At 41.1% G+C, this 19,917-nt stretch carries 21 protein-coding genes; 17 read left to right on the top strand and 4 right to left on the bottom strand.

Annotated features, from left to right (window positions below; translation table 11 throughout):
* From ACK8HY_RS04965 to ACK8HY_RS04920, 10 genes are all read left to right on the top strand, one after another.
* Entirely contained in the window at positions 1-870 is an 870-nt protein-coding gene (locus tag ACK8HY_RS04965) for an SH3 domain-containing protein (protein WP_077434768.1), read from the top strand.
* A 55-nt stretch (positions 871-925) separates the two neighbouring features.
* On the top strand, positions 926-3,301 hold the full coding sequence (locus tag ACK8HY_RS04960) for a hypothetical protein (protein ID WP_077434770.1): 2,376 nt from the start codon (positions 926-928) through the stop codon (positions 3,299-3,301).
* Between the two features lie 220 nt (positions 3,302-3,521).
* Complete coding sequence (locus tag ACK8HY_RS04955; protein ID WP_139351061.1) at positions 3,522-3,887, top strand: hypothetical protein; 366 nt, start codon at positions 3,522-3,524, stop codon at positions 3,885-3,887.
* Between the two features lie 131 nt (positions 3,888-4,018).
* Positions 4,019-4,849, top strand: coding sequence for a DUF3347 domain-containing protein (locus ACK8HY_RS04950; protein ID WP_175991997.1), 831 nt, complete (start codon positions 4,019-4,021; stop codon positions 4,847-4,849).
* 356 nt (positions 4,850-5,205) lie between these two features.
* Positions 5,206-6,138: a TIGR01777 family oxidoreductase gene (locus ACK8HY_RS04945; protein ID WP_416132933.1), complete on the top strand. Its 933-nt coding sequence runs from the start codon at positions 5,206-5,208 to the stop codon at positions 6,136-6,138.
* Positions 6,139-6,196: 58 nt separating this feature from the next.
* Positions 6,197-7,057 (top strand): fumarylacetoacetate hydrolase family protein, encoded by an 861-nt coding sequence (locus ACK8HY_RS04940; RefSeq protein WP_077434776.1) that lies wholly within the window; start codon positions 6,197-6,199, stop codon positions 7,055-7,057.
* Positions 7,058-7,220: 163 nt separating this feature from the next.
* On the top strand, positions 7,221-8,240 hold the full coding sequence (locus ACK8HY_RS04935; protein WP_077434778.1) for a methionine ABC transporter ATP-binding protein: 1,020 nt from the start codon (positions 7,221-7,223) through the stop codon (positions 8,238-8,240).
* The gene (gene metI / locus ACK8HY_RS04930; RefSeq protein ID WP_077434780.1) at positions 8,233-8,886 is read left to right on the top strand and encodes a methionine ABC transporter permease MetI; all 654 of its coding nucleotides are present in this window, start codon (positions 8,233-8,235) and stop codon (positions 8,884-8,886) included. Before ACK8HY_RS04935 ends, metI begins: the two co-directional genes overlap by 8 nt.
* Before the next feature lie 83 nt (positions 8,887-8,969).
* A complete protein-coding gene (metQ, locus tag ACK8HY_RS04925; protein ID WP_077434782.1) occupies positions 8,970-9,782 on the top strand; it encodes a methionine ABC transporter substrate-binding lipoprotein MetQ in 813 nt (270 codons plus the stop codon).
* A gap of 11 nt (positions 9,783-9,793) precedes the next feature.
* Positions 9,794-10,174, top strand: coding sequence for a YchJ family protein (locus ACK8HY_RS04920; RefSeq protein WP_077434784.1), 381 nt, complete (start codon positions 9,794-9,796; stop codon positions 10,172-10,174).
* A gap of 167 nt (positions 10,175-10,341) precedes the next feature.
* Here the strand turns inward: ACK8HY_RS04920 and ACK8HY_RS04915 are convergent, their stop codons facing one another.
* Together ACK8HY_RS04915 and ACK8HY_RS04910 are read right to left on the bottom strand one after the other, a co-directional pair.
* Positions 10,342-11,778 carry a dicarboxylate/amino acid:cation symporter gene (locus ACK8HY_RS04915; protein ID WP_077434786.1) on the bottom strand — a complete coding sequence of 479 codons (1,437 nt, stop codon included), beginning with the start codon at positions 11,776-11,778 and terminating at the stop codon, positions 10,342-10,344.
* A gap of 176 nt (positions 11,779-11,954) precedes the next feature.
* Positions 11,955-12,305 (bottom strand): 4Fe-4S dicluster domain-containing protein, encoded by a 351-nt coding sequence (locus tag ACK8HY_RS04910; RefSeq protein ID WP_077434788.1) that lies wholly within the window; start codon positions 12,303-12,305, stop codon positions 11,955-11,957.
* A 157-nt stretch (positions 12,306-12,462) separates the two neighbouring features.
* On the opposite strand from ACK8HY_RS04910, the gene ACK8HY_RS04905 reads away from it, so the two are divergent.
* The 6 genes from ACK8HY_RS04905 to ACK8HY_RS04880 all read left to right on the top strand — a co-directional run bounded on the left by ACK8HY_RS04905 (position 12,463) and on the right by ACK8HY_RS04880 (position 17,243).
* Positions 12,463-13,476: an acyl-CoA reductase gene (locus ACK8HY_RS04905; RefSeq protein ID WP_077434790.1), complete on the top strand. Its 1,014-nt coding sequence runs from the start codon at positions 12,463-12,465 to the stop codon at positions 13,474-13,476.
* A gap of 55 nt (positions 13,477-13,531) precedes the next feature.
* Positions 13,532-13,735, top strand: coding sequence for a hypothetical protein (locus tag ACK8HY_RS04900; protein ID WP_046672891.1), 204 nt, complete (start codon positions 13,532-13,534; stop codon positions 13,733-13,735).
* A 5-nt stretch (positions 13,736-13,740) separates the two neighbouring features.
* The gene (locus ACK8HY_RS04895) at positions 13,741-14,421 is read left to right on the top strand and encodes a cell division ATP-binding protein FtsE (RefSeq protein ID WP_077434792.1); all 681 of its coding nucleotides are present in this window, start codon (positions 13,741-13,743) and stop codon (positions 14,419-14,421) included.
* Positions 14,422-14,579: 158 nt separating this feature from the next.
* Positions 14,580-15,128 carry a nucleotide exchange factor GrpE gene (locus ACK8HY_RS04890; protein WP_077434794.1) on the top strand — a complete coding sequence of 183 codons (549 nt, stop codon included), beginning with the start codon at positions 14,580-14,582 and terminating at the stop codon, positions 15,126-15,128.
* Between the two features lie 10 nt (positions 15,129-15,138).
* Positions 15,139-16,293: a molecular chaperone DnaJ gene (dnaJ, locus tag ACK8HY_RS04885; RefSeq protein ID WP_077434796.1), complete on the top strand. Its 1,155-nt coding sequence runs from the start codon at positions 15,139-15,141 to the stop codon at positions 16,291-16,293.
* 311 nt (positions 16,294-16,604) lie between these two features.
* Positions 16,605-17,243: an outer membrane beta-barrel protein gene (locus tag ACK8HY_RS04880; protein WP_077434798.1), complete on the top strand. Its 639-nt coding sequence runs from the start codon at positions 16,605-16,607 to the stop codon at positions 17,241-17,243.
* A gap of 75 nt (positions 17,244-17,318) precedes the next feature.
* On the opposite strand, the gene ACK8HY_RS04875 is transcribed toward ACK8HY_RS04880, so the two are convergent.
* Positions 17,319-18,092: an NlpC/P60 family protein gene (locus ACK8HY_RS04875; protein WP_416132932.1), complete on the bottom strand. Its 774-nt coding sequence runs from the start codon at positions 18,090-18,092 to the stop codon at positions 17,319-17,321.
* Positions 18,093-18,165: 73 nt separating this feature from the next.
* Here ACK8HY_RS04875 and ACK8HY_RS04870 point away from each other — a divergent pair, with 73 nt between their 5' ends.
* Positions 18,166-18,639: a universal stress protein gene (locus ACK8HY_RS04870; protein ID WP_416132931.1), complete on the top strand. Its 474-nt coding sequence runs from the start codon at positions 18,166-18,168 to the stop codon at positions 18,637-18,639.
* Between the two features lie 96 nt (positions 18,640-18,735).
* Here the strand turns inward: ACK8HY_RS04870 and ACK8HY_RS04865 are convergent, their stop codons facing one another.
* Positions 18,736-19,911 carry an RsmB/NOP family class I SAM-dependent RNA methyltransferase gene (locus tag ACK8HY_RS04865; RefSeq protein WP_077434804.1) on the bottom strand — a complete coding sequence of 392 codons (1,176 nt, stop codon included), beginning with the start codon at positions 19,909-19,911 and terminating at the stop codon, positions 18,736-18,738.
* Positions 19,912-19,917 lie beyond the last annotated feature (6 nt).

Raw genomic sequence — 19,917 nt, 5'->3', positions numbered from 1 at the left:
ATGAAAACAATAAATTTCACACTGGCATATTTAAGCTTATTTCCCTTGCTTCTGAAAGCGCAGGATAACATTTCCTTTGATGATGACTTTAATCTCTGGAATATACAGAAAGGGCAAACAGCTGCTATTTTTGTTGAAAAAGCCTATATCCGCTCCGCCCCCGGCCTGCAAGCTAAACCAATAGACTCTTTAGGTCTCGGGACGACGGTTACGATGACAAGCGCCCCACTCAAAGGCAGTACCATCAAGAACTTCTACGCCCCATGGTACCAGATTAGCTACATGAAGGATGGTCAACCTAAAAAAGGTTTTATCTGGCTTGGCTTATTGGCTCTTGGCAAACAGGTTGATCGGGAAGGTTTCCAATACCTCTATGGTTTTGAACGTTTTATCAAACCGCCAAATGAGGAACAAGAGGATTACTTTTTAACCAAAGTAAAAGTACTGAATCCACAGGACTCCTTGATCGCCAGCCAATCCTACACATTTGCATTTAGCGGACAGCTAAGTGCGCAGAGCAAACTTTTGCCGAGCATGGGATTAACTCGTGTAAAACAGATCTTACGCATGGAATTTATTTCTGGCGCCTGCGGAGTTCCCAGCGAATATCATTATGTTGCCTGGACCGGCCAGAAACTAATCAACCTACCCAGCAGGTATTCTGTCTCCGATGCAGGAGTCTTCTATTACGACGAGAAACTCCTGTTCCCTACAGAACACAAAAAAAACAACCAATTGATCTATAAGTATATCGAAGAAGGGGAAACCGAAAACGACAATATCGACAACCCCAAATACCGCATTTCCAAAAGAGAAGAGCATTTTCAATGGGATGGTGATAAATTTGTCAAACTCACGTTACCCAAATAATTTTTAATAAATTCAACCGATTGGAACAACACACAAAGAATTAAAGAATTAAAGAATGGAAGATAAAAATATATACGATTTATTCTACAGTGGACAGCTTGATCTATTTATCATTGAAGGTGAAAATCAATTAAAACAAGATGACCAGGATGTCCCCCTTTGGACACATCTCGCAGTTGCCTATCACGACCAGGTATTTTACGAAGGACACGAAGCTATTTTTGATATCATACAGGAGAAGATGATCCCTTATTTTCAAAAAGCACTTCTGATAGATCCGGAAAATGAAACAACGCTCTATCACATGTTAAATTATGTCCTCGATAATCAGACCAGATTGGAACAGATCAATCGTCCAAGGAAACACATCAATGCAGACAACAAAGAGGAGTTTATCGGCTATGCAAAAAAGTTGATCGCTATACCGAAAATGGCTCCCTATGGTTACGGATTTCTAGCAGATATTTATGAAAGTCTCCAGGATGACACTGCCCTACTGCCTTTATTGGATGAAGGCATTGCTTACTTTCGTGAAGCATTCAAGGACAACCGCGAAGCTGCCGATCAGAATTTCTCCATATTCTGGATAAAAAAAATATATCTCCTAGACCGGACCAAACAGATTTCGGGAGCTGACCTAACGACTTTAATCAGCGAGCAATTTGATCGCTTCATCAGTGGCAGCGAGATGCAGTATGTGGACCTTGCGGAGATCTCCTATGAAAACAAGAATATCGATCTGGCCCTAAAGGTATTGTTAAAGCTTATCAGAGGAGAAAATTCAGCTGCACATATCCACAGGGAACTGGTCAAATGGCACAGCCGCTTTGAAGATCTTATCGCTGACGGTTATGAAAACCCAGAGGTATTCTATTACCAGCTTATCATCGAACGTAATTATTCCGAAGAAATCGGCATCCCCTTAGACTATTACTATTTACATGCGTTAAAACTCATTGATCAATACCCTGACTTATATGCCGGTTATCATTTTGCGGCCGCATACCTGTATGATGAAGGACAATATGAAGCAGCCTTACCTTACCTCCGACAATTGGGCGAAAGACAGTGGAATGCAACTTCTTGGCGTCGTCTCGTTGAATGTACCTACTTAACAACAGGCGAAGTACATAAGCATGTTCCAACTTTTGATGACTTGCCACGCGATCTCTATAACGAAGGGGTCAATTTAGCTGACTTTGTCGATAGTCTGGAAACCCTATCATCCGAAGAAACGCTGGCCATGCGGCAGCTTTACCTTGCCGTTTACCGCCAGGCTTATGATGCCTTCGCTGCTTATTTCGAACAGGGGAAATATGAAAGTGATTATTTCGGTGGCAGCCACAATCGTGCAATGAATTGCAATAACCTGGCAATTGCATTAAAGAATGTGGATCTCCTCGAAGAGAGTTATCAAATCGCAACTGAAGGGCTAAACTACTCAGACTTTGAAGAACTACATCAGACGCGAACAGACGCATTGTCGAAATTGGAGGATTATGAACGTTTAAAAGACGCCCTCATAGTATATTTCGACACCTACCAAGTCACTTTGAGCGACCTCAATGAAATACGTGATGAAATAATAGAAGAACAATCTGCTGAGGATGAATCAGATCTGGTATTCCCAAGTTGCTATCAGATGTTTGTGTATCAGCTTGAAGCAAATTATCATCTGGGACTTTCCTCCGATATACAGGGCGAAGCACAATATCTTCTGGAGCACATCTATCAGTTCTACATCAATCATCCTACCTTGAACGACTATCATTATCGGGATTTTGAAGCGGCTAAAAACGGTGTAGAAAATATAATTTATGCTATTCTTGAGCCCTATGAACGCGATTACCGTATTCAGTATTATAACGATATGGCCCAAAAATATCCGCATGAAGCACAGCCACAATATATCCTCATGCAGCTTTACAATGAGATTTCTGACTATAGCGCTATCATTACAGCTGCAAAGGCCTACCTCAAAAACAAAAAAGAATTTATTATCAATGACTTTGATAAAGCAAAGACTTTATATATGATTATCAAAGGGCACTATTTCCTCTCCGAATTTAGATCGGGTGCAGAAGTATTTCAACGTCATGATGCTTGGGTCGCCACCGTCATGGATCCCGAAGATTATGTACTTTGGATAAAATTCGGAACCATGTTGCTTGCTGAACAGGAAAACCTGGCCGAAGTCAACCGCAATGTAATGGTCTTTAACAGCATCTATGCGCAACATGAATGGGGCTATGATGACGATTGTGAATCTATAAAGTTGGCTGAAGCACTTGTTAATTACAAAACGGGAAACCTAAAAAAAGCACACAGTTTACTCAATGAAGTACTGGCTTATTCAGACCATAGCGCACTGGCAGACGAATATAAAAGAACCTGGAAGAAACCGGGTTTCTTATCAAACTTTAAGTTCTAGCGACGCGCCAACTTAAAGAATATAAGAAGCGTAGTAAACATATCAGACTGTTTACTACGCTTCTATGTAATATACCCTGCTCATGCATACCCAGGTTCTTCGCCCATAAGACGTGTTTTCCATACTGCTGCCACGATCACTTCAAAGTCAACACCTGAATAAGAGACAGCCATCCCAATGGCAGATTTAATACTTATCCAAAAAAAGCTATATTTGAATTGTGGTAGCACTAAAATATCTCATCGGACTAATTCTTTTTATTGGCTTATGGGCCAATCCGGCCATGGTATTTCCCTGCCATCAAAGCAAAGCAAATACCTGCTCGATAGACAGTCCGGAACATGCGAACAAAAAACAGGATTGTTGCCATAAAGCGAAGAAAAAACCGTTATGTCAACACCGCAAGCAATGCCGGGATTGTAGTTGTCATTGCGCCGCAGCGACAAGTATACTGGCGGTCTCCACCCTTCCCGTTCAGCTACCAAAAATTTCCTTTTCAATCTTAAAAAAATTATATCGTGGTTTGTTGCCCGTCTATCTTTCAGAGGGCTATTTCTACCCTTGGGTGCCCCCTAAAATAGCTTAAATAGAAAATGGAGCTTCATTAAAAATGAGTTCCCCATCGATAAAAAAGAATTAAGAACCTGTCCATGCCGATCAAGTAGACCGATCGCATTCCGCAGGAATCCATAAATGTATTTCAAAAAAATAAAACAAATGAAACTACTCAAAAATATTATAGCAATTTGCCTTTTATCCAGCAGCCTATACGGCTACGGACAAAATACCGCCATGACAACACAAACTGTCAAAGTCAGTGGCAACTGTGGTATGTGTAAAAAAACAATAGAAAAAGCCGGAAATTCAGCGGATTCCAAAGTAGATTGGAACGAGGATAACCAAACAGCAAAGGTGTCTTTTAATGCCGAAAAAACCTCTTTGGATGCAGTCCTGAAAAACATTGCACTGGCAGGTTATGACAATGAAAAATACCTAGCTCCCGCAACGACTTACGCCGAGCTACATGGATGTTGTCAATACGACCGGACATTGAGCGCTCCACCAGCAAACCCTGAAAATAAAGAAGAAAGCATTGAGAATTCATCTGTTGCTAAGGCGGGCAACTTTCAGCCCATTTATGATCAGTATTTCATATTGAAAGACGCTCTTATCGCCGCTGATCATCAGGCTGTCACTGCTGGCGCCGCGAAACTGTCAAACCTGCTATCTACGTTAAAATCGACATCTCTGACAACGACTGAGCAACAGGTATGGAAAACACAGGCAAATTCGCTGGCACAACACAGCAAGGCGCTTCAGGACGCAAAGGATCTTGCAAAACAACGTTTGGTATTTGTATCGCTTTCCGAGGAGGTTTATAAACTGGCAAAAAGCTCCAAACCAGCTCTTCCCGTTTATCAACAAAAATGTCCCATGTTTAACGGTGGCAAAGGAGCTACTTGGTTAAGTCTCATTAAGGAGGTCAAAAATCCATATTATGGTGCTCAAATGTTAACATGTGGAAGTACAATTCAAACCATACAATAAACGATACCAAACGTACTACAATAGGTTCGTCTGCGCTGCAGACGAACCTATTTTTTGACGATCCGCTTTTATTTAGCGCTATCTTTTCAGGACGATTTCACTTTATTCCCCAATCCCTGAATAATTGTCAGAAAGGACCTTCGGTCGATTTCGCGCCGCCACATTTCCCACATTTGAGCCTGCCGCCCTGGAAAGGGACTGTAAATAACAGAAATAAAAACTGAAGTTTTAAAGGGATAAACGTTAAAATACATCTTTTTTTATTGATTCAAAATAGTATATTAGGAGGAGTATCGCGCTGATTATCCAAAAGGTGATAGTAACGATATGGTGATCAAATAAGATGAGATTAATCCATGGAAAAAGTAATTATTACAGGTGGAACGGGTGCTATTGGCCTTCATTTGACCAAGTTATTGGTCGCCAACTTCTATGAAGTGATCATCTTCACTAGGGACCCAAAGGCTTTCCCAGCCCAACCAAATGTGCGTTATGTTCATTGGGATCCCAAAAAACAGGTCATCGATACAAGATCGATCCAGGAAGCGGATTATATCATCAATTTAGCTGGCGCCAATCTCAATGGATCACGATGGACCAAGGCCTATCAACAAGAAATTATATCAAGCCGTGTAGAAAGCGGACTGCTGCTTTACCAGACATTAAAACAGGTTCCAAACCAGGTTAAAACTGTTATATCAGCATCAGCAACCGGCTGGTATGGTGCCGACGACAGCTATCAGAAAAAACCCTTCGAAGAGGGAGATCCTCAAGGTGGCGATTTTTTATCCTGGGTTTGCAATCTTTGGGAAGACAGTGTAAAACCAATTGAAACGCTCGGGAAAAGGCTTGTTGTCTTCCGATTCGGCGTGGTGATCAGCAAAGATCAGGGCTTATTAAAAGAAATCAATCAGCTGCTTCGCTTTCGGCTAAGCCCTATTTTGGGCTCGGGTAAACAGATGCTAAGCTGGATCCACATGGAGGACCTCGCCCGCATGCTCCTATTTGCTATACAAAACAATGCCCTGGCAGGCGTTTATAATGCGTGCTCCTCCGATCCGATGCCACTTGGCCAGTTCACCAAGCGGATTGCCAAACGCAAGTACGGCATCGGTTACATTCCTTTTCCGGTACCTGCATTCCTGATCAAACTGCTCTTTGGAAAAAAAGGACAGGAAATGGTGCTCAACGGAACCTGGGTCAGTAACAAAAAGATACTGCAAGAAAAATTTCCTTTTAAATACCCCACTCTGGACAATAATTGTATAGATAATTTACACATCGGTTAATTGTTAATTCGCGTTAATTCCAGGCCTTTTCGGGACAAAATCCGTATATTTGCGGCTTATGAAGATTTTTAGATATGGCGCAAAGGGCTCCGAAAAGGCGGGAGTCATTTTAAATGAAAAGAAATATGATGTTTCGGAAGGAAATTTTCAATATAACCGTGATTTTTTTGCAAATACGGCAAATTTGGAAGAACTTCAAGCATATGTTGAACAAAATTACCACAACTTAAAAGAGATCGACGCGGACGAGCGCATCGGCACTCCTCTAGAAGCTCCTTCCAAAATTCTCTGTGTAGGACTCAACTTCGATGATCACGTTAAGGAGACCAAGTTGCAACAAGCGGCAGAACCCATTGTGTTCATGAAATCTGTTTCCGCTTTTAATGGACCTTTCGATGGTATTACGTTACCTAAAAATTCAGTGAAATCCGATTGGGAAACCGAGCTTGCTATCGTTATCGGTAAAAAAGCATCCTATGTTAGTGAAGAGGAAGCATTGGATTATGTTTTTGGCTATGTGCTGCATAATGACGTCACCGAACGCGAGTTTCAGATTGAAAGAGGTGGTACCTGGGATAAAGGTAAAGGCTGCGACACTTTCGCTCCAATTGGCCCGTTCATTGCCACAAAAGATGAGATTCAAGATGTCGATAATATGCGAATTTGGCTTAAATTAAATGGCGAACTTATGCAGGACGGTAACACCAGCGATTTCATCTATCGTGTGCCTAAGCTAATATCGTATCTAAGCCAGTTCATGTCCTTACTTCCGGGTGATATCATCTCAACAGGTTCACCGGCAGGTTCTGGGATGGGAAAATCTCCACAGCGCTTCCTTCGCGATGGCGATATTATTGAATACGGTATAGAAGGTCTTGGATCTGGGAAACAAGTGATATCTGCTCACCCCTTGTCTTAATATCCTATCGGACCGATCTTTCCTGTCTTTATTTATTGTGTCCGGAAAGATCGGTTCAACTGCTATTTTTTCGTCATTTCATTGTAATATATCAACCGCATTTGTGTACATTTATATCGACATCCACTTTGTTAACATAAATGCATAAATCCCTATAGGGTCAATGATTCAACTAAACAACATATCTAAATCATTCGAGGTTAAATCCAAACGGATAGACGCATTGAAGAGTCTCTCCCTATCTATCGCCAAAGGCGAAATATTTGGTGTTATAGGGGCTTCAGGAGCCGGAAAAAGTACGCTGATTCGTTGCGTCAATCTACTGGAAAGACCTGACACCGGTCAAGTCATTATTGAAAATGAGGACCTGATGTCCATGTCATCCAAGGATTTAATGATGAAACGAAGAAATATCGGCATGATTTTCCAACATTTTAATCTGTTGTCGTCCCTAACGGTGTTTGAAAATATAGCTTTTCCATTGCAACTGGAAGGCAGATCAAAGGCATTTATCCGCGAAAAAGTTTCAGCATTACTCAGCCTAGTGGGACTGGAAGATAAGGCAGAGAACTATCCAGCGAATTTATCCGGCGGACAAAAACAACGGGTGGCAATCGCTCGTGCACTGGCAAATGATCCCCATATCCTACTTTGTGACGAGGCTACCAGTGCACTGGACCCAGCTACGACGAAATCTATACTCAGTTTATTAAAAAAAATAAACAAGCAACTGGGACTCACCATCCTATTGATTACCCATGAAATGGATGTGATCAAAAGGATATGCGATCAAGTAGCCGTATTGGATCAGGGGCTTTTGATTGAGAGCGGATCTGTTGAAACCATTTTCGCCAACCCACAGCAAGAGACCACCAAAAACTTTATCCAATCTTCTTTGCAGATTGATATCCCCCTAAGTTTTCAGGAAAGATTAAAAGATAAGGGTAATCCACTTGTCGAGATTTATATGGCTTCAAATGGAGATTCTATTCCATTTATACAACAACTGGAACAACACTATCAGGTCAAAACAAATATTATAACCGCACAGATCGATTACGTTGGAGAAATGAAGTTTGGCGTTATACTGGCCGAATTATCAGGTGACAGCGAACATATAATAGCTGGCCTCTCCTATTTAAAAGAACAGCATCCGCAAACTAAAATATTAGGTTATGTCTGATCAAGTACTGAATTTACTATTATCAGGAACGCTTGAAACGTTAATGATGACTTTCCTATCAGGCTTCTTTGGCTTTGTCATTGGACTGCCACTGGGCATCTACCTATTCCTGACCAGGAAACATCAGCTGTTGGAAAACAAAACGATGCACCAGATTGTTTCGTTGCTAGTAAACGTGTTCCGATCTATTCCATTCATTATTCTTATTGTATGGATGATTCCATTTACACGTCAGCTCGTAGGAACATCTATAGGCATGTCCGCAGCATTGGTTCCTTTGAGCATTGGCGCAGCTCCATTTATCGCACGTTTGGTGGAAAACAGCTTATTGGAAATTCCCCATGGATTAATTGAAGCCGCGAGGGCAATGGGCGCAAGCACCCGGCAGGTAATCTTTAAAGTATTGCTTCCTGAAGCCTTACCTTCGCTGGTCAACAATGCGACAATAACGTTAATTACTCTTGTAGGCTATTCGGCTATGGGTGGCGCTGTGGGAGCGGGCGGTCTGGGACAGATTGGTTACCAATACGGCTATGTCGGTTATGACACCTTTATCATGAACGCAGTCCTAATTTTATTAATTTTAATTGTATTCCTGTTGCAATATACAGGCGATTACATATCAAAAAAAGTGAACCATCGCTAGCATGAATTGTATCATATGAAACCGCCAAAGGCAGCGTGAATACCTTAATCTAAAAATAATTGATGAACAAATAATTTAGACAGATGAAAAAACTGAACTACGCATTTGCAATCTTAGCCTTTAGTTTAACGACTATTGTAGCTTGTAATAACAGGGAAAAGAAGGAAAATACCCTTAAAGTCGGTGTGGTGACAGGGCCTGAAAAGGAACTTGCGGAGACGGCTAAGAAAGTTGCAAAAGAAAAGTTCAATCTGGACGTGGAACTCGTTGCTTTCAATGATTACGTCGTCCCCAATGAAGCCCTGAACCAAGGTGATATCGATGTCAATGTCTTCCAGCATCAACCCTATCTTCAAGAGCAATCCAAACAGCGCGGTTTTACCAACTTAACTATTGTGGGAAATACATTTGTATTTCCGATTGTTGCGTATTCCAAAAAGATCAAAACCATTACAGAGCTTCAACCCGGAGCCAGCATTGCCATTCCAAATGACCCAACAAACGGTGGCCGGTCACTTCTACTTCTTCAGCGTGAGGGAATCATCGGTTTAAAGGAAAATGTTGGTATACAGCCCAAAGTCACAGACATTGTAAGCAATCCGAAACAGATTAAAATTATCGAAATGGAAGCCCCGCAGCTCCCTCGCGTGCTTGATGACCCTCAGGTAGCCATTGCCATTATCAATAATAGCTTTGCTTCACAGGCCGGATTGGACCCTGAAAAACAGGGTTTATTTACAGAAGATAAAGAATCACCTTATGTCAACTTAATTGTTGCCCGGGCAGATAATAAAAATGACGAAAAAGTACAGCATTTTATACAGTCCTATCAATCTCCTGAAGTCGAAGCAACAGCGAAGAAGGTCTTTAAAAACGGCGCCATAAAAGGCTGGTAAGCTCCAACAACATGATAATAGCAACTGATTCATGTCCCTGCGGCTCCGGTTCAACTTTTGGCGAATGCTGTTTACAGATCCACGATAGCCATGCGAAGGCCGCAACAGCTGAAATGCTTATGCGGGCACGTTATAGCGCATTTGCGGTAGGAAACATTGACTTTTTATACAACACATTTCACCCGACAACACGCAGATTTCAAAATAAGCACACGATTCAGCAATGGGCTGTGGAAAATAAGTGGATGCAGTTAAATATCCTGAAAACAACTTTTTCAACAGTGGAATTTGAAGCCCATTATTTGGACGCAGCAATGGAAGTGCAGATTCATCACGAAAAATCTACTTTTAAACAACAGGGCAACCTTTGGTATTATGCAGATGGGCGGTAGTCAGCTTCGATCAATCAGCAAAACCTTCATGTACTTATAAGTACCAACACGATGAAAACCAACTGAAGGCTCTTGCTGACCACTAGAAAACAGACATTGTCAAAAAAAAGCGGCTCCAACACATAACGCATTGGAGCCGCTTTTTTATAAGTTGATTGGTATATCAATTAAACCAATTCTTCGGTATCTTCCCGGTAAGGTGCTTCTTCATCAAATTCCCCCTCCCACTTCGCGACAACAACCGTTGCGAGACAATTACCTACAACATTGACAGAAGTACGCGCCATATCCATCAATTCGTCTATCCCCAGAATGGCGGCAATCACAAAGGTCGGTAGACCAAACTGATCCGCAGTTGCTATTAGGATAATTAATGAAGCACGGGGCACAGCAGCAACGCCCTTAGAGGTAATCATCAGGGTAAAAGCAATCATCAACTGTTGTCCAAATGACAAATGAATACCTGCTGCCTGTGCGACGAAAATTGAGGCCAACGATAAATAAAGGGAGGTTCCATCCAGATTAAAGCTATAACCCGTTGGGATCACAAATGAGACGATCTTACGCGGTACGCCAAACCGTTCCATTGCACTCATGGCTTTTGGCAGAGCAGCATCCGAGCTTGTTGTCGCAAAAGCAATAGATACCGGCTCTTTGATTGCGTTGATAAAACGTTTGACCGGAATCCTTAAATAAAGTGCAACAGGAAGTAAGACCAGCGTCAAAAAGCAAAACAAAGCAAAATACAATGTCGCCAATAGCATAAATAAGTTTTTCAGAATATCAACACCGAGATGTCCAACCGTGTAGGCCATCGCTGCACCCACCCCAACCGGAGCAAAATACATAATGATGTTCGTAAACTTAAACATCGTCTCCGACATACTTTCCGTAAAATCCACCAAAGGCTTCCGTTTCTTCTCATCAACCATCGCAAGGCCAATTCCGAATAATACCGAAAACACAACAATTTGTAACACCTGATTGTCGGCGACAGACTTTACGATATTCTCCGGAAAAAGATCGCGGATAAATGCCGTAAACTTATAAACTGGATGTACATTATCCGGCAGGGACTTCAGTACATGCTGATCCACACTCTCTTTAGGAGCCGGCAGCTCTTCATGCGGCATATGCGCAACATCCACTCCTACACCTGCACGGGTGAGGTTGATCGCACCCAAACCGATAAAAATCGCGCAGGTCGTCGCACAGAAGAAATACAACATGGACTTCCAAGCCATACGCCCCACCTGTTTCAAATCAGAGTGGCCCGCAATACCATAAACTAGTGTAGCAAAAAGAATAGGCCCAACAATTGTTTTTACCAGTTTGATGAAGCCCTTGCTCAATGGTTGCAAAGAAATTGCCAGATTGGGAAAATCCAATCCCACAAAAATACCCAGGATCATACAGGTCAGGATCCAGGTAGTCAAATTTTTCTTAAAAAGCGCATTCACAACCAAAACCGTGGCAACTATCCAACGGACAGCCATTAGAAATTCATGCGAAAAGCCCACAACTTTAAATTCGTACAATACAGCAATGATACAAGCTAATGTAACTGTGATGAGGGTGATTAACCCAATTTTGGTTTTTAACATTTAAAAGATTTTAATGGTCAAAAGAACAAAAATAAAAAAATACTATGCTTTTGCAAATATTATTATTTAAATAGCCCAACTTTCGCAACAAAATACCGATTTTAACAAAAGCTCCCGTGCAAAAAAAAAGCAGGATAATTTCTTACCCTGCTCTATATTTTAACGGAATGAAAAAATTATTCCGCGTGTAACCAAGCTTTTTTCGCTAATAGCTCATCATTGGATTCCCGTACATCTTCGTCATCCACACAACAATCTACCGGACAAACAGCAGCACATTGTGGTTCATCATGAAAACCCACACATTCTGTACATTTATCCGAAACAATATAATAAACTTCATTTGAAATTGCTTCCTGTGCTTCATTTGCGTCAAGCGTAACGCCGTCACCAAAATCTATAACACCATCCAAAGCAGTACCATCTGAGAATTTCCAAGTTACACCAGCATCGTATATTGCATTATTTGGGCATTCCGGTTCGCAAGCACCACAGTTAATGCATTCGTCTGTAATTTTAATCGCCATTTATAACCTCACAATTATGATAAATAAACTATTTTTGCATTATCAATATGAAAACAAAGTCTGATTGTACAATAAGGCTAGTTGATTCACGTTGATTAATGTTAACAGCACAAATATAACACAAATTTGTGTATTCATCTTTTAAAAATTTAATATTTTGACAAAGCAACAACGAATAAATGCGTTTGTAAAACTGGGTGAACTGTTGAAGGTGCAACCTGAAGATCTTACTCAGATCATTCAACTGGCACAGCATAAAAACCCCTGGTATACCCGCCAAAATGTTGAAAGAGCCTTACATGCAATTTCATCCAACTTAACGGCGGAAAAACTGAATCATTGGCTACACAACTACCCGGATATCGAATCAACTAAAACAGTAGGATTAATCCTTGCCGGAAATATACCTCTTGTCGGATTTCATGACATCCTTTGTGTCCTAATCAGTGGATTCAAAGCGAAAATTAAACTATCCTCAGATGATGCCGGTTTAACGACTTATGTGCTCAATCGTCTAAAACAACTAGAACCTGACTTTGCGGCAGCGTTTGAAATCGTCGATAAACTCAAAGACTTCGACCTCGTGATTGCAACGGGTTCAAACAATACGGCCCGTTATTTCGACTATTATTTTGGATCCAAACCACATATTATCCGCCGCAATAGAAATAGTGTAGCAGTCATTACAGGACAGGAATCCCCTGCCCAACTGGAAGCCCTGGGTCACGATATCTTCGACTATTTCGGCCTTGGCTGCCGCTCGGTTTCCAAGCTTTTCATTCCAAAAGAGTATGCAGTAGCGCATTTTTTTGAAGGAATAGCGGCTTATAAAGACGTATCCGAACACTTTAAATACAATAATAATTACGACTACAATAAATCCATCTATCTGATCAACGGCGATAAGCATTTTGACAATGGATTTCTGCTGCTCAAACAGGATCCGCGTCTGGCCTCCCCGCTATCCGTGGTTTATTATGAGGAATACGGCTCCCTTGAAGATGTCGAACAGGAACTAAAGCAGCAAGCTGAACAGATCCAGTGTGTCGTCTCGGAAGTCCCACTCAACATACAGTCCCCGGTTTTTCATTTTGGTGAAAGTCAATGCCCGGCCTTGGACGATTATGCAGATGGTATAAATACGCTGGATTTTTTATTTGCAAACCCGTAAGCTTCCGTTAAATTCGTAGTAAAGAAATTGCATTAAAAATACTAACTTTGAAATCATGTATATCATTAAAGTAAAAGGTGTCGCCAAAATTCCCGACTATGTGCAGCTGCGAGATGATGCCTTCACCTTGTTGGCATATTTTAGAGTGGATCGACCTGACAAATCCCTAGACAAGATCGGATTGGGAGAAAAGGCGGAATATATCATGCAATTGGTGAGAGAAATGCCTTTTGGTCAAATTAAAAAATTAGAGTTTTAACGCCCATGATTGAAAATAAAGTAATTACATTAAAGAACGTTGATATCTTTCAACAGAAACATTTAGTTTTATCCAATGTCAATTTAAGCATCGGTAAGGGAGAATTTCTCTACCTTATCGGACAGTCTGGCAGTGGAAAAAGTAGTTTATTAAAAATCATCTATGGCGATTTATATATCGGCAACGGAGAGGGAATGATCGCCGGATTTGATCTCAAAAAACTTCATGAAAATGATGTGCCCTATTTACGCCGGAAATTGGGTATTGTCTTTCAGGACTTTCATTTACTCTCAGACCGGACGATAGAAAAAAATCTGGAGTTTGCGCTGAAAGCCACAGGTTGGAAAGATAAAAAAATGATCGATGGACGCATCTTGGACGTATTGGAGAAAGTTGGACTTCGTTCAAAACTAAAGAAAATGCCCCATGAACTTTCCGGTGGTGAGCAACAGCGGATCGTTATTGCCCGTGCGCTACTGAATAACCCAGAGATTATCCTTGCGGATGAGCCTACCGGAAACCTGGACCCAGCTACTTCAGAGGAAATTGTCCTTTTACTCCGTGACATCGCCAATTCCGGAACAGCAATTTTAATGGCCACCCACGATTATACCATTATCCGTAATATGCCTTCCCGAATTATTAAAACTGGAGATGGCATCCTACAGGACAATGTCAGCATCTAAGTGAAAAACTGACAACTAAAAAGACATTTTTGCAAATTCCGACAAATTGTTAGGTTATTTTATTAAAATCTGACAAGCTGTCGGAATTTTATTGTTTGGCAAAAACTTTGAGAAAAGAAGATATAGAAAATTTTTGAATCTATTTTAGCATTGAAGATATGAATGAGCAAGATAATTATTACGATGAGAGTCAAGATCAAGTAGAAACGAATTCTTCTGATCAACAAGAGCAGCCTTCCGATAATCCGGTAGAATTATCTGCCGAAGAAAAGTTGGCAGCAGAATTGGCAGAGGCTAAGGATAAATATATTCGTCTTTCTGCTGAATTTGACAATTATAGAAAACGTACAAGTAAAGAACGTGTTGAATTGATTCAATCCGCAGGGAAAGATGTGATCAGTAAATTATTACCTACCTTAGACGATTTTGACCGGGCATTAAATGCAATGGAAACTGCTACAGACGTAGAATCCGTTAAAACAGGAATGGAGATTGTCAACAACAAATTAAGACAGACATTATCTCAACTCGGATTAAAAGAAATGGAAACTGTGGGTCAGGCATTTGATCCTGAATTACAGGAAGCGATTACATCTATTCCAGCTCCTACAGCAGATTTAAAAAATAAAGTAGTGGATGTCATTGAAAAAGGATACTACCTGGGTGACAAAGTGATCCGTCACGCAAAAGTAGTTATAGGTCAATAATATTAAGACGATGTCAAAAAGAGATTATTACGATATACTTGGTGTCGCGCGTTCAGCGGACGAGAAGGAGATTAAATCAGCCTATCGCAAATTAGCGATTAAGTATCACCCGGACAAAAACCCCGGTGATCATGAAGCTGAGGAAAAATTTAAGGAGGCTGCTGAGGCATACGATATCTTGAGCAATCCACAGAAACGTCAACGTTATGACCAGTTTGGCCATGCCGGCAATTCCGCAAGCGGAGGCTACGGTGGTGGCGGCGGCATGAATATGGAAGACATATTTAGCCAATTTGGTGATATTTTTGGTGGCGGACACCCTTTCGAGAGTTTCTTCGGTGGTGGTGGCGGTCAGCGCGGTGGGCGCCGTGTCGCACGTGGAAGCAACTTGCGTATTAAAGTTAAATTGACTCTTGAAGAAATTGCCAAAGGTGTTGAGAAGAAAGTAAAAGTTAACAAACAGGTTTCCTGCCACAGCTGCGATGGCTCAGGTGCAAAAGATAAATCCTCTTTCCATACCTGTAAAACCTGTGGTGGCTCTGGATCCGTACGTAGAGTAACGAATACGATTCTTGGACAAATGCAAACCACCAGCACCTGCCCTACCTGTAATGGTGAAGGTGTTGAAATCACAGCAAAATGTACGACCTGTAGAGGTGAAGGATTAGAACGTGGCGAAGAAACTATCGCAATCAATATCCCAGCGGGCGTAAGCGAAGGCATGCAGCTCTCCATGAGCGGAAAAGGAAATGCCGCACCTCGCGGCGGTGTTCCCGGAGATCTTATTATATTAATCGAAGAAGTACCGCACGAAAGCCTAAAACGCGATGGCCTGAATGTGATCTATGATCTATACATTAATTTTGTCGATGCCACGTTAGGTACCAGTGTCGAAGTTCCGACAATTGATGGAAAAGCTAAAATAAAAATCGAACCCGGAACTCAGGGCGGTAAAATATTACGTCTGAAAGGAAAAGGTATTCCTGAAGTCAATTCTTACCATAAAGGTGATCAACTTGTGTATGTGAATATATGGACGCCAAAAGTTGTATCCAACGAAGAAAAAGAATTGTTGAATAAACTGAAAGAATCACCAAACTTTAAACCACAACCCGGTAAAAGTGAAAAATCATTCTTTGAACGTATCAAAGAATACTTCGAATAAATTCGAATCAACCGATAGCAAAAGCGCCATTGATCAAATTGATCAATGGCGCTTTTTTTTGCTTTCTTACGGAAAACTGACAAATAAAAACAAAAAGTCAATTCAATATAGAAATTCAAAAAACAAACCGCTGTTTATTAAAAAATAACAAAATTTAATTAATTGAACCACTTTAATTTACGAGTTCAGCAAAATATCCAGACAATACAGTGACAATAAAATCAACTAATTTTACGACATTTGACTAAAGAATTAAAAAAGTCAGAAAGTAATTACTGGCTTATTGAAACAAACTATTAAAATAAAAACACATGAAAAAAGTTTTACTTACATTAGCTGCCGTAGCTGGTTTGACAGTCGCTTCACAAGCGCAAGAATTTGGTTTCAAAAAAACTGACTTCATTGTTGAAGGTAATCTTTCAGCAAATACTTCAAATGATAAAACGGAACATGTAAAAACAAACTCATTTAACTTCAACCCTTCTGTTGGTTACTTTGTTACGGATAAAATTGCCGTAGGTTTAGATTTCAACATTGGAAATGATAAAACAACAAAGAACGTTGATCAAGCAAATGAGTCTTATGTAAAAGGCAATAGCTTTGGTGTAGGTGCATACGGACGTTATTACTTCCTTGAATTAGGATCACGTTTCAAAACTTACGCTCAATTAGGTGCTGGCTATGCGCAAGAGGATGGAAAAATCAATGACGGCGTTAAAACAACTGATATCGCTAAAACAAAAGCTTTTGGTGCTAACGCTGGTTTAGGTATCAATTACTTTGTAACACCTAAAATCGCTATCAACTTTGGTTTGACTGATTTATTGTCATTCAAAACTTCAAAACTTGACGTTGACGGAGCAAAATCATCTAACGAATTTAACGCAAACATCAATAGCTTCAACAACTTCTTTGATACTGCTAAATTTGGTTTAACATTCAAATTCTAGTTTATAACACTAGAATATCCAATACAAAGAAAAGGCGATAAGATACTTATCGCCTTTTCTTTGTATACGAGCTGCTTAATTATATCGCTTTACAATACGCAGTTTATGCGAATATTTATTCAATTCCCGGTTAAAGATACCTTCGTTGTCCATTCGATCAATACGTACTTTAGCGGATGCATGGATAATGGTATCCCGATCCAGCATAATGCCTACATGTGTAATCCGTCCTTCAGCATTGTCAAAATAAGCTAAATCGCCTGTCCTAATCTCCGAAACAAAATCAACGGTATCGCCGATTTCCGCCTGCTGATAGGCATCTCTTGGCAGGTTGATCCCAAAGCAACTATAGATTAACTGAGAAAAACCTGAACAGTCAATTCCCCATTGTGAACGCCCGCCCCATAAATAAGGCGTATCCTTATAGCTCATTGCAAGCTGAGCCACCTCCGTCTCAAAATCAGCCCTGGAAAAGGCATTGACACTCCCTTGATAAGTCAGCGCCAGCTCACCTAAAGTAACCCTATTGGCTTCATTTAAATAAAGTTTTGTGCCGTGACAGAGATGCAGCCGACTTTCCCCGTTAAAAAGCAATCCACCCTCCCTTCCGACGATATCGGGTTTCCCCGCAAAATACTGCGCTATATCCGCCGCGTCTACGGCCATAAACTGACCATTCTGAATCCATCCCAAATAGTCCGTCTCCAACATCCTGATCGCTGTCCAGTCAGGCTGAGCGTCCAGAATTTCAAATAATTCACCAAATAACACCTGGGAAACCATCTCACTCCGATGTGCCTGCTCCGAACGCAAAGGAACCAGCGCAAGTGTACAAATACCATATTTCATTGGCCAAATAAAACAAAACTGTCAGATCTGTGATTATATATTATAAAACGAAGATAAATTAATTATAGTAGATATGGAGAATACAAATTTAAAATTCAAAAGAATACTCGTTGCTGTCGATGATGCTCCATGTTCTGAGAAAGCTATTCTATATGCCCGAGAATTGGCGCAGGTATTCCGTGCTTCCGTTGCCCTGGTCACTGTGATCCCGCCTACCTCACCGACAAATTTCGGGGCGGATCCCCTATTGGGCCAGCAGCCTATTATCGTACCCGAAGTATCTGAAATGGAACAGGAAAACGCACAAAAATACCTGGAAAAATTAAGCCGGGAATTTGTCGGCTCGGAAGAAGTCTATCTTTTCAATCGAATCGGATCCGTTAAAGAAGAAATTCTTACGGCTTCTCATGAATGGTCAGCCGATCTGATTATCATGGGATCCAACGGCCGGAGTGGATTTGATCATTTTATTTCAGGTTCCGTATCTGAATCCGTTATTCGCAAAGCGACCTGCCCTGTACTAGTCATTCCAAGTAAATGTGATTAAATCTAAAGGAGCCTATCGCCTGGAGTTATCTGTAGACAAAAAAGAGCCTATTCTTAAAAAAGAATAGGCTCCTGTATACTTATTGGATCACTCGACTTATTTTTTGATCAGGCGGGCAACGAACATACTATCTGCCCGCTCTGTATAACCGTCCAAAAGACGCATACTCTCCAGTTCAAAGCCCAAATTACTTAAAATATAATCAACCACATCCTCATTTTCGGCTTTAAACACCGAGCAGGTAATATAAATCAGTGGTTTCCCTACTTTCACATATCCCGCAACATGTCCCGCAATTGTTTTCTGCAAAGCACTAAATTCCGCAATCTTGGCCGTTTTAAATTCCCGGATCATCTCTGGTGTACGCCCCCAGGTACCTGAACCCGTACAAGGTGCATCCAGCAATACGCCGTCAAATTTCTCATTTCCTAGGATTGGATAAGGATCCTTTGTCAGATCCAATATTTTCTTGCGGTAATGTTTGATACCGGCATGATCAAATCGCTCATCCAGGTTACGGAGGATACTCATCCGCAGATCAGACACCAATAAATCAACAGAAGGGCATGCATCCATTAATAAAAGAGATTTACCACCAGATGCTGCACAGGCGTCCCACCACGACTCTTTTTCCTCAGGCTTCATAAACTCAAGCGTCCGCTGCGAGGATAAATCCTGCACCTCAATGAGCCCGTCCAATGCTGAAAGCCGCTGTAATGAAGTCCCATTGGGCAAAGAGATTGTCTGATCGCCCAATTCACTATAGGGAATCTGGTTTTCATCCAAAATGGCGCGTACCACCTTATTTTTACCGCGTTTTACCCGAATATACAAATGTGGCTGAACCAATTGACTCTTCAGAAACAGCTTGGTATCTAGCTGCGCAGAAAAATAGGCTGTAAAAGGAAATAAGTCTTCTACTTTCAGCAAGCCCTCAGCTTCCAGAAAAGCAATCTTTTCGTCCAAAGATAAACCCATTCTACTACTATACTCCGGTTCCAGCAGTTCAACCAAAGGGCTCTCTTTTTCACATAAAAACTCAGCAAGCACCAATCTGCGTTGCTGCGACAACTGTGACGCAGCTTGGCCCAAACGGAAATAATTGTAGCACAAACGGGAAGTAGACCGACGGTCCGAAGACCCCATCTGTTTATTCTCCTTAAAAAAAGTCGTTAAATAGCGTGAAAATGGTTGATCCCCTTCAAATCCATCCATCGCCCGCTCAAAATTACGTATTTGTTGGTAAACACGCTTTTCACTCAATTCAGCCATTCAAAG

It is taken from the genome of Sphingobacterium sp. NGMCC 1.201703 (genome assembly GCF_047784615.1).
Taxonomy (GTDB): domain Bacteria; phylum Bacteroidota; class Bacteroidia; order Sphingobacteriales; family Sphingobacteriaceae; genus Sphingobacterium.
The sequence above is the reverse complement of the archived record's forward strand: the minus strand, read 5'-3'. Positions and strand labels throughout refer to the sequence as shown.